Here is a 10,710-nt window from a genome sequence, read left to right on the forward strand (position 1 = left end):
CCAGTGAAGCGATGAATGTGGGTTCTACTACGCTTGAGAGCTGGGTACGCCAGCTCAGGAGAGAGCGCCAGGGGATTACGTCCTCTGCCACACCCATTACTCCAGACCAGCAACGTATCCGCGAGCTGGAAAAGCAGGTTCGCCGTCTGGGTGATGCTGCCAACTTACTGATTTAGTGTATGATGGTGTTTTTGAGGTGCTCCAGTGGTTTCTGTTTCTATCAGCTGTCCCTCCTGTTCAGCTACTGACGGGGTGGTGCGTAACGGCAAAAGCACCGCCGGACATCAGCGCTATCTCTGCTCTCACTGCCGTAAAACATGGCAACTGCAGTTCACTTACACCGCTTCTCAACCCGGTACGCACCAGAAAATCATTGATATGGCCATGAATGGCGTTGGATGCCGGGCAACCGCCCGCATTATGGGCGTTGGCCTCAACACGATTTTCCGCCATTTAAAAGTAAGCGTCGTCTCAGCACCGTCTGGCAGATCCTGATATTCCTGAGAGGATAGTGGACACCAAATATGGTGGACGCTATCCATGAAATCATTAACCGCAGTGCGTAAAAAAAGCCCTAATTATCCCGTTGAGTTCAAAATCAAAATGGTTGAACTCTCGCATCGACCAGAGATCTCCGTAGCGCAACTCGCTCGTGAGCATGGGATCAACGATAATTTGCTGTTCAAGTGGCGCCAGTACTGGCGCGAAGGAAAACTACGTCCTCCTTCAACAACAGAAAACAACGTGCCTGAGCTGCTCCCGATAACACTTGATACCGAAGATGTTGTCCCTGCAACCTCCCCCCGGTCACAACCTGTAGCTGCTGCGGCACCTGAATCACTCAATATCAGCTGTGAAGTGACGTTCCGGCACGGATCACTCCGTCTGAATGGTGCCATCAGCGAAAATATCCTGAACCTGCTGATACGGGAGCTCAAACGTTGATCCCATTACCATCAGGGACAAAGATCTGGCTGGTCGCTGGCATCACCGATATGAGAAACGGCTTCAACGGCCTGGCGGCAAAGGTGCAGACGACGCTGAAAGACGATCCGATGTCAGGTCACGTTTTTATCTTCCGTGGGCGTAATGGCAGTCAGGTAAAGCTCCTCTGGTCTACCGGCGATGGACTGTGTCTGGGGTCTGACGCTCAGTGGAACGAAAACTCACGTTAAGCGATTGTGGCTGAGAAAAACCAAAGGATCCGGCGAGGATCCTTTGGTGTGCTGACATGACCAGTTTCTTTTGGGATATTTTTTCCCTGCATGAAGTCCTTTATGTCCTGATCATAATGCCATTAAAAATTCTATGCTATGGCTTCGCTATTTTAGACATTCCCTAACAGCTTTGTCTAAATCCGCCACATAAATTGGGGTAGGATGCCCAGATTTCATTTTCCATACAGTATATCCTCCCTTTGTTGCTTTGCCGCGCAGCTCTGTCTGCTTTCCTTCTGTGATAAATCTCACTAGAATCTTACTCCGACCATCTTCATGAATATTAAAAAGCTTGCGCGCTACGGCATCAGTCAATAGATGGCCCCCCTTGGTATCAAGGCAATAGACAAGGTCTGACTTCCATACTAAAAAGTCTGGATAAAATGAGCTTGTATCACCCTCTGTCAATAGTGGGATATGAAAACCGCCACTGCTCAGGTTTCTGTGCCAAGGGTAACCAGACCTATCTAAAGCCTCAGCAAAAGGAGCCTCGAACTTATTAAGTCCTGAGTACTTTTCATATAATGAATGCTCAAAGTGAGTAGCGTTACGAGGAACTCGAATAACACCAAATTGAAACGGAGAATCGCTTTCATATGCCAGCTCAGAGTTATCATAATATGCTGAAACTATTTCAGCAGCTAACTTATCTGCATACCTTGCGGCAGAACTATTTATCTGAACTCTAACATCAAATTTAGGATGTTTAAGATCAGTTATAGCAAGTGCTCTATTTGACCGTGTCCGTATAGCTGTATTAATCAACCACCTTAACCGAACGGGGTTTGTATTGCCTTCAGGCGTCCACTCAGTTGCTTTACTATCTCGCCCCAATGCGTCAAGCTCGACGAGCTGTGTTGCAATATGAGCTTGTCCCTGAGTATCTGCACTCCCTTCGACGAACGTAGGAAAATCGCTTAGAATTTCGGCTATTCGAATACACGCATCGCTAGCATCAACATGTACGTGATGGAGTTTAACATCCATGCCATCTTTTAAATTAAGATCTTCAGCAGTGCCTGCAGTACCGCTAAAATTATCCACTATTTCAATAGGTGCACCCTCAGCTTTTAGCTTATCCTTTACGGCATTTATTGCCGAGGAAAATACACTTTGATTGTCAACACGGAGAAAGAAGTGTGCAGAATTAATTAACTGATTATCATAATGACGTGCGCCATATTGCCTAAGAACACGGCCGATGATCTGCTCTACTTGGATTGACGACCCCATGCTTTTATCTATATAAGCAAGGTAACAAGCAGGGTCATCCCATCCCTCCTGAAGAGAGAGGTTGAAGATTATATGTTTGAAATTACCAGCCTGAAAATCCTCAAAATCATTCTCTCCCTTTGAGAAAAGATTGACCTCCGCTGGCTTGTTCCCATCCAAGAAAGACAAGTTTGCATAAATCGCAATTTCATTTGGGGGGATACCTTTCTCTTCGACCAAATAACGCCAAATACGGATAGGAGGTGCTTTCCGATGCATGAATGGCTTGGAGTGATCATCTTTTTCGCCGTCATCAGCAATGTTTGTTTTGCACACGTATATGGCTTTTGGACTGAATCCAAGACCTCGCTCGGAAATCTCAGCTTTTATCAATTCTAATCTTTTATGAAGATCATCAAGTGATTTTTCCATTGCCCCGGTAGTGCCGTCAAATTGAATAGCTTTTTTAACCAACTCGGCGCTAACAACTTTTTCACTGCTAATGGCTGTCGTAACGAATAACTGTGCATCAGGGCTACCATCAGCCCCGAGTGCACTAAGTTCCGCAAAGCGCTCATAATCATTAGAGGCTTCTTCAGCCCAAAGCTTTATCGGTTGGATAACAGCCTTATGAAAATTAGCTGGCAACTTTAAAGTCGCACTTGCAAGCAAATATGCATCAGGTTCCAATTCAGATAAAATTTCTGTTTGCTGCTCAGAAAGATTATGTCCCTCATCATACACAATTAATAATGGGCGCCGTTTAGCACCTGTTTTTCGTGCAATAAGTCGCTCCCATGGAGATGAATCGCCGAATAGATCAGCATCTTTCTTATATATATTTAAAGCCCCCTCAGATTGATCTCTGTTATTAAAAAGACCAGTAGTGGCCATGATCATCAAAGGTGTGCTCCCATCTTCGATATGCATAGGAGTTAGCTGAGCTATATTTATGATACGAAAACCATCTACGATTTCTGAATATTTTCCACCTGCACTAAAGTTAGAATAGGTCTGAGCAACTACTGACTTCGCTTTAGACATCCAGAATATTATGGGTTCTGAAGAAAAATGAGATCTTAGTAGGGTAACGGCTTGTGCTAATACTGGTGTCTTGCCTGCTCCTGTAAGTGCAGATAATGCCTGAAAAAATGGTCGCGGTTTTGGCCCTTTGCTAGGGCGATATGGATGCCCAGCGAAAAATGCGTAGCGGTCTACGATTGTCTTTGCAGCATCGGCTTGAAATACTTTAAGTTCAAAATCAGGCATCAGTATCATTCTCATTATTGAAGGAGTCCTGACGCTGGCTGAAACCTATGTGCTCAAGAACCCTATCTGGGATTTTATAAAATTCGACACTACTACCGGTGTATGGAGCAAGGGCAGCATACACATGATAATGTGGGGCTAAACCTGCCTGCCTAGACTCTTCAGCTATTTCCCTGAATGCTGCTTTAGTCAGGGCTGATGGTTTATCTGGAGCCCCCCAAATTAAGAAGAACCCTTCTTGTTTCGAGTTAACCGCAAATAGATGCCGATTCGGCTGAGTAGGTAGCCTTCTGAGATACGACTTTGCTTTTTCTGCTTTATCCCAATAACTTGTGAGTAATAGATCTATCATTTCCTCACGAGCAAGCGTATTCACCGCATCAGCGTCTATTTTTTCGCGCTTTAGCTCAATAAATCGAAATCCCCCCACTAATGGTTCTTTTTTAGTTTTAGACCAATCACCTGAAATCACACGCTTTACACGCTCAGCTGTGAGGGTTTTTGCATAGTGGTCACCTTTCTCAGTATTGCCTTGTTCAATTAAAATGAATCGTCTATTTGTATCGGCTTCTTTATTTAATTCAAGCACTGCATGCCCCGTAGTTCCAGAACCTGCAAATGGATCTAAAACAATGCCGTCCGGACGACACCAGAGTTGGATGATTTTGGTCATCAATTTGAGAGGTTTTACGGTAGAAAAACCATGCCCTTGACCAACAACAGCTGTTAGTTCGGCCACACCATCTGCAGATCGACCCGACTCCGAGTAATCCCAAGATGTAGAGCCTAAATCAATGTCAGTCAGGATTTCGGAGGCAAGATCGGTATCTGACCAGTATGTTACGGGCACTTTCCCTTTCTTTATTTGTTCAAGATAAGTTTTGACGCGGGGTCTACCCAGACCGTCCCGGCCAAACCAAAGAAATGGCCAGTTATTTTTTGCAAGCCGGGCATATGCTTTCTTAGATACTGAGCTCGCGATAGCTCCTGGTTGTTGGCCTTTAACAACCAAAGCTTTTCCACGACCATCTCCTATATCGCGTTCTTCGTACTCAGGTCCCCAAGCGTTCAGCCATATTTTTACATTCTTCTTAGGATGCCTCCACGCACCATTACCAGCTGGGTAATGCACAACTCCTGTGAATGGAGACTGGATACCATAGTCGTCCTTAGCTGAATAACTTTTTGCAGTAAGATTTCCCTCACGCCAGTCGTTTCCCGGGTCGTTGTCTGGATTGGAGTATCTCTTGTTGTCAGCCTCTCCACGAGCGAGCGATGCCGTCCGTACACGGGTTATATCTTTCCCGTATACCAGTACGTACTCGGTTGCCGTCGAGACATGTTTATTATCAGGTCTCGCAGCCGCGGACTTTTGCCAGTTAATAATTGCTAAACGATTATCCTCGCCAAATATCTCATCCATGAGCATTCCTAGGCGGAAAAGTTCCCGATGATCGATACAAATCGCCATCACGCCACCTGGTTTCAGCATCTCCCTCATCATCCAAATTCTGGGGGTCATGAAGCGCAACCATTTGCTATGCTTCGAACCGTCGTCTTTAGGAACTACATCGCCCAAATCAGGGTCGTTGGGATCTTTATCCCATTTGTCGTTATAACGGAAATCCTCTCCGGTATTGTAGGGAGGGTCTGTCAGTACGAGATCAATCTGCCCTCTATATTTATAGAGAGTGACCATTGCGGAAAGATTTTCTCCATCCCAAATCTCATTTTCAGCCTGAGCAAGCTCTTCACCACAAGAATATTTTTTTATAATACTGAAGAGCTTAGGCTTCACCTGTCTGATTATTTGCCACGGAGCTGTTCGGCCGGTGTAATTCATAACGATGCCATTTTTACCGGCGTCGACTAGTGCCGCATCATGCTCTTGAAGCATTCGGACCAGTGCCGCCCTAGGCAGTTGTTCGTAATCCATAATTGCCCTTTATCGTTCATGCTAATAACAGTAGACATAGCTTTATACGAGGTTATTTCCTATCGTGTTCAGCCTACTAGTGACGTTCCATCATGTGTACCACTACGTAGTAGCGAGAATTTTGTAGACTGTGGAACGTGCAATCTTTAACTGTCTGGATATGCTGGTTGCGCCAAGACCTTGTTCACGAAGACAGTGAACTTTAGCTTTATCCACTGTTGGTTTGCGGCCAAATTTAATCCCTTTAGACTTGGCCTCTAACCTTCCTTCATTTGTTCGTTCAAGGATGCGAGTACGCTCTGCTTGAGCTACTGCTGAAAGAATGGTGACGATCATCTTCCCCATCTCCCCATCAGTACTAATCCCGTCATCAATGAACCGGACAGCCACGCCCTGGGCGTCAAATGTTTTAATCAGTTGGATCATATCGGCAGTGTCGCGGCCAAGACGGTCAAGTTTCTTGACCAGAATGACATCACCTTCCTCCACCTTCATACGGAGCAGATCCAGCCCCTCCCTGTCGGCAGAGCTGCCGGATGCCTTGTCGGTAAAGATGCGGTTGAATTTCACCCCCGCGTCTTTGAGCGCCTTGACCTGAATATCGAGAGACTGCTGACTGGTTGATACCCGTGCGTAACCAAAAAGTCGCATAAAAATGTACCTTAAATCGAATATCAGACACCGTATGTCTATTATGGCAAAAATACGATTTAATAGACAGTCCATGCCTGCCGTTTTATGCTGTCTTATAATTCATAATATTTCGGACGGTTGCGAAATTGTTAATTCATGACCATCAGGCAGGGAGGCCGGTATGCCCGTCGATTTTCTGACCACTGAGCAGGAACTGAATTATGGTCGCTATGTTGCAGAACCCAATGACGTGCAGCTGGCGCGCTATTTTCATCTTGATGAGCGGGATCTTGCCTTCATTAACCAGCGGCGGGGAAGGCATAACCGGCTGGGAATTGCGCTTCAGCTCACCACCGCCCGTTTTCTGGGCACCTTTCTGACAGACTTAACCCGGGTTCTGCCAGGTGTTCAGCAATTTGTCGCGGTGCAGCTTAATATTCGCCGTCCAGAAGTCCTTACCCGCTACGCAGAACGGGTTACCACCCTCAGAGAGCATACTGCGCTGATTAAGGAATATTACGGTTACCATGAATTTGGCGATTTCCCCTGGTCTTTCCGCCTGAAGCGCCTGCTGTACACCCGCGCATGGCTCAGTAATGAGCGACCCGGCCTTATGTTTGATTTTGCCACCGCGTGGCTGCTTCAGAATAAGGTCCTGCTGCCCGGAGCAACCACACTTGTACGTCTCGTCAGTGAAATACGCGAACGGGCAAATCAGCGGCTGTGGAAGAAACTGGCCGCGTTGCCGGACAGCTGGCAGACCGCCCGCGTGACGGAGCTTCTGGACATTCCTGAGGGGCAGCGTACTTCACCGCTGGAGCAACTGAAAAAGGGACCGGTCACCGTCAGCGGCCCGGCATTTACCGAAGCGCTGGAGCGGTATATCCGGCTGCGAAACCTGGAATTTTCCCGACTGAATTTTACCGGTCTGCCTGCTATACAACTGCGTAATTTGGCCCGTTACGCAGGCATGGCGTCGGTAAAATATATCGCGCGAATGCCACAGCAGAGAAAACTGGCCGTACTCACAGCATTCGTTAAAGCGCAGGAGACTGCGGCGCTGGATGAGGCCGTTGATGTGCTCGATATGCTGATACTGGATATCACTCGTGCGGCGAAGAAAACGGGGCAGAAAAAACGGCTCAGGACGCTTAAAGATCTTGATCGTGCTGCGCTAATATTGGCGCGGGCATGTTCATTGTTGCTGGATGAACAGGCTGACGATGCTGAACTGAGGGAGACCATATTCAACAGCATACCGAAAAGCAGGCTGGCAGAATCCGTCTGCAAGGTAAATGAGCTGGCCCGGCCTCAGAACAACAATTTCCATGACGAAATGGTGGAGCAGTACGGGCGGGTAAAGCGCTTTCTTCCGGCGGTATTGCGCGACCTGCATTTCCAGGCAGCGCCAGCCGGAGAACATACGTTGTCCGCCATTCATTATCTGACCGAACTGAACTGCTCGAAAAAGCGCATCCTGGACAATGCGCCTGAACATATTATTACCGGCCCCTGGAAACGCCTGGTATACGATGCGGAGGGCCGGATACAGCGTGCCGGTTACTCGCTTTGTCTGCTGGAGCGCCTTCAGGATGCACTACGTCGAAGGGACATCTGGCTCGAAAACAGCGATCGCTGGGGAAATCCCCGCGAGAAGCTGTTGCAGGGGGAAGAATGGCAGGCTCAGCGGGTCCCCGTTTGCCGGGCGCTGGGACATCCCACTGATGGACATAAAGGCGTGCAACAGTTGGCGGTCCAGCTAGATGAAACCTGGAAAACCGTCGCATCCCGCTTTGAAGGAAATGCGGAGGTTCATATTTGCCATGACGGTAAACATCCTTCCCTGACTATCAGCAGCCTGGAGAAACTGGAGGAGCCAACATCGTTGCATCGTCTCAACAGTCGGGTAAGGCTGCTACTCCCGCCAGTAGATTTGACGGAACTGTTGCTTGAAATAGATGCCAGAACGGGATTTACACGTGAGTTTACGCATGTCAGTGAATCCGGGGCCCGGGCACAGGATCTGCACATCAGCCTGTGCGCGGTCCTGATGGCAGAGGCCTGCAATATCGGGCTGGAACCGCTGATAAAGCACAATATACCGGCGCTGACGCGCCACCGGCTTAGCTGGGTAAAACAGAATTACCTCCGGGCAGAAACGCTGGTCAGCGCCAATGCCCGCCTGGTTGATTTTCAGTCCACACTGGAGCTTGCTGGCCGCTGGGGTGGTGGCGAAGTGGCTTCAGCTGATGGCATGCGCTTTGTCACGCCGGTGAAAACCGTCAATTCAGGACCTAACAGAAAATATTTTGGTTCCGGACGTGGCATCACCTGGTACAACTTCGTCTCTGATCAGTACTCTGGATTCCACGGCATCGTTGTCCCCGGCACATTACGAGATTCCATTTTTGTGCTGGAAGGCCTTCTGGAGCAGCAGACAGGGCTGAATCCGGTTGAGATCATGACAGACACAGCCGGTACCAGCGACATTATTTTTGGCCTCTTCTGGCTGCTGGGATACCAGTTTTCCCCCCGGCTTGCCGATGCCGGTGAAGCGGTATTCTGGCGAGTGGATAAATCGGCAAATTACGGTGCACTGGACGAACTGGCACGTGGTTGTGCCGATCTGTCGAAAGCCGAGGATCAGTGGGATGAGATGATGCGAACCGCCGGTTCGCTGAAACTGGGCACCATTCATGCTTCAGAACTCATTCGCTCTTTGCTGAAAAGCTCGCGCCCATCAGGGCTGGCACAGGCGATCATGGAAGTGGGGCGCGTCAACAAGACGCTGTACCTTCTTAATTATATTGATGATGAGGATTATCGTCGGCGGATCCTGACGCAGCTAAACCGGGGGGAAGGCCGCCATGCTGTGGCGAGGGCGATCTGCTACGGGCAGCGCGGTGAGATCAGAAAGCGCTATCGTGAAGGTCAGGAAGATCAGCTGGGGGCACTGGGCCTGGTCACTAACGCAGTGGTACTGTGGAACACACTTTATATGCAGGAAGCCCTGAGCTGGATACGCAGTAATGGAGAAGAAATCGGGGTTGAAGATATCGCCCGGTTGTCCCCACTGATGCACGGGCATATCAATATGCTGGGGCATTATACGTTTACGCTACCGGAGGATATTTTGAAGGGGGAACTGAGAGAACTAAATTTCAATTTAAACAATGAATTAACTTCTTAGCGTACGTTTTCGTTCCATTGGCTCTCAAACCCCAAAAAGTGGATAACCGAACAGCATCGGCGCGAGCGCCTCAAAAGTAGCTCCCCACGCTAAAGCGCGGGGCATTCAGAACGGAATCCCTCGATGGCTAACAGCTCGCCTGTTAGCCATCGAGGGATTGGACAAATCCGGCCACGCCGGATACGTCAGCAAATATCGCTGAAGAATTAGCTTACACGCTCGTAAGCGGCTCTTACGACCCGCTAACGCGGAGATACGCCCCAACTGCGGCTTCGGCCTTGTTGTGACCACTCCGACCGCGCACAAAAGCCTCTGAGCCGCTTTTAGCGGAATATGGCTTTGCAGGGTGAAGGGATGGATAGGCGATCCCTTTCGATCCCTCACTGGTATCGGCGGCTAACCCTCGGTGCTACCTGTCATTTCATCCTGCCGCCTTACATGCGCTAACGCGCATAAATCCCCGTTCCTCAGTGGAACGAAAACTCACGCTAACAGGGTAGTGACCGGGTAGCCACGATAACTGCCAACAAAATTAGCTTATAGGTTAATTCTACCTTGTCTGAAATTAGCCTATAGGTTAATATTAATAGAAATGGGAGGTCACATGTTTAGCGTTGTTTATCACCCGGAAGCCAGGGAAGAAGCCACAGCATTACCCGTAAAAATCAGGGTGAAGTTTGACCGTCTCATCGGCAAACTGGAGTATGACGCCCGATTACTGCGGGAGCCGGACACGAAGCCCCTGGGCGATGGACTTTTTGAGATCCGCACGATGGGGACGGACATAGCCAGGGGAATCTGGGTATACCACAAAGGCAATACCATCATCATGCTCCGTGTTTTCATCAAGAAGTCACAGAAAACGCCAGCGAAAGAAATCGATCTCGCCAAAAAGCGGTTAGCGGAGGTACTTAATGAAACTGGTAAGCCATAAAGAACTGCATAACGAGTGGATGCAGGACGATGAATATCGCGCTGCATGGCAGGAAGAAGAACGTAAGGAAAAGCTCAGGGAGCTGCTTGCTGAATGGCGCAAGCATGACAACCTGACAAAAGCGCAGGTTGCTGAACGCATGGGGGTTACACCTCCGGTTATTTCTCGCCTGGAAAACAACATCACCAAAGCCAGCATCGACACACTGACCCGCTACGCTCACGCCTGCGGCATCAAGAAACCTGTCATTGCCCTGTACTGAATAGCCAGCCCTCCGGGGCTGGCCTTTTTGTTTCGGTCAGTCCCAAAATTTTGTTAA

The 10,710-nt window shown here is 48.7% G+C and carries 7 protein-coding genes and 3 pseudogenes; 7 read left to right on the top strand and 3 right to left on the bottom strand.

What is annotated here, in order from left to right:
* The 4 genes and pseudogenes from OGY18_RS09090 to tnpB form a co-directional block, all read left to right on the top strand.
* Positions 1–170, top strand: a pseudogene (locus OGY18_RS09090) (transposase); the annotation flags it as partial.
* A 34-nt stretch (positions 171–204) separates the two neighbouring features.
* Positions 205–459 (top strand): annotated as a pseudogene (locus OGY18_RS09095) (IS1-like element transposase); the annotation flags it as partial.
* An 81-nt stretch (positions 460–540) separates the two neighbouring features.
* Positions 541–945, top strand: coding sequence for an IS66-like element accessory protein TnpA (gene tnpA, locus OGY18_RS09100; RefSeq protein ID WP_000839182.1), 405 nt, complete (start codon positions 541–543; stop codon positions 943–945).
* Positions 942–1,139: pseudogene (gene tnpB / locus OGY18_RS09105) on the top strand (IS66 family insertion sequence element accessory protein TnpB); the annotation flags it as partial. The gene tnpA and the pseudogene tnpB, both read left to right, overlap by 4 nt.
* Before the next feature lie 183 nt (positions 1,140–1,322).
* On the opposite strand, the gene OGY18_RS09110 reads toward tnpB, so the two are convergent.
* The 3 genes from OGY18_RS09110 to OGY18_RS09120 all read right to left on the bottom strand — a co-directional run bounded on the left by OGY18_RS09110 (position 1,323) and on the right by OGY18_RS09120 (position 6,285).
* A complete protein-coding gene (locus tag OGY18_RS09110) occupies positions 1,323–3,698 on the bottom strand; it encodes a DEAD/DEAH box helicase family protein (RefSeq protein WP_075335825.1) in 2,376 nt (791 codons plus the stop codon).
* Positions 3,691–5,634 carry a site-specific DNA-methyltransferase gene (locus OGY18_RS09115; protein ID WP_032490861.1) on the bottom strand — a complete coding sequence of 648 codons (1,944 nt, stop codon included), beginning with the start codon at positions 5,632–5,634 and terminating at the stop codon, positions 3,691–3,693. Before OGY18_RS09115 ends, OGY18_RS09110 begins: the two co-directional genes overlap by 8 nt.
* Before the next feature lie 102 nt (positions 5,635–5,736).
* Positions 5,737–6,285, bottom strand: a complete 549-nt coding sequence (locus OGY18_RS09120) for a recombinase family protein (protein ID WP_025760443.1) — start codon at positions 6,283–6,285, stop codon at positions 5,737–5,739.
* Between the two features lie 163 nt (positions 6,286–6,448).
* Between OGY18_RS09120 and OGY18_RS09125 the strand changes: the two genes are divergently transcribed.
* The 3 genes from OGY18_RS09125 (at position 6,449) to OGY18_RS09135 (ending at position 10,653) form a co-directional block, all read left to right on the top strand.
* On the top strand, positions 6,449–9,457 hold the full coding sequence (locus OGY18_RS09125; protein WP_012817690.1) for a Tn3 family transposase: 3,009 nt from the start codon (positions 6,449–6,451) through the stop codon (positions 9,455–9,457).
* A 604-nt stretch (positions 9,458–10,061) separates the two neighbouring features.
* Positions 10,062–10,391, top strand: a complete 330-nt coding sequence (locus OGY18_RS09130; protein ID WP_000493286.1) for a type II toxin-antitoxin system RelE/ParE family toxin — start codon at positions 10,062–10,064, stop codon at positions 10,389–10,391.
* Entirely contained in the window at positions 10,372–10,653 is a 282-nt protein-coding gene (locus OGY18_RS09135) for a helix-turn-helix domain-containing protein (protein WP_000780222.1), read from the top strand. Before OGY18_RS09130 ends, OGY18_RS09135 begins: the two co-directional genes overlap by 20 nt.
* Positions 10,654–10,710: the final 57 nt, after the last annotated feature.

This window comes from Citrobacter sp. Cpo142 (assembly GCF_030332425.1).
Taxonomy (GTDB): domain Bacteria; phylum Pseudomonadota; class Gammaproteobacteria; order Enterobacterales; family Enterobacteriaceae; genus Citrobacter; species Citrobacter portucalensis.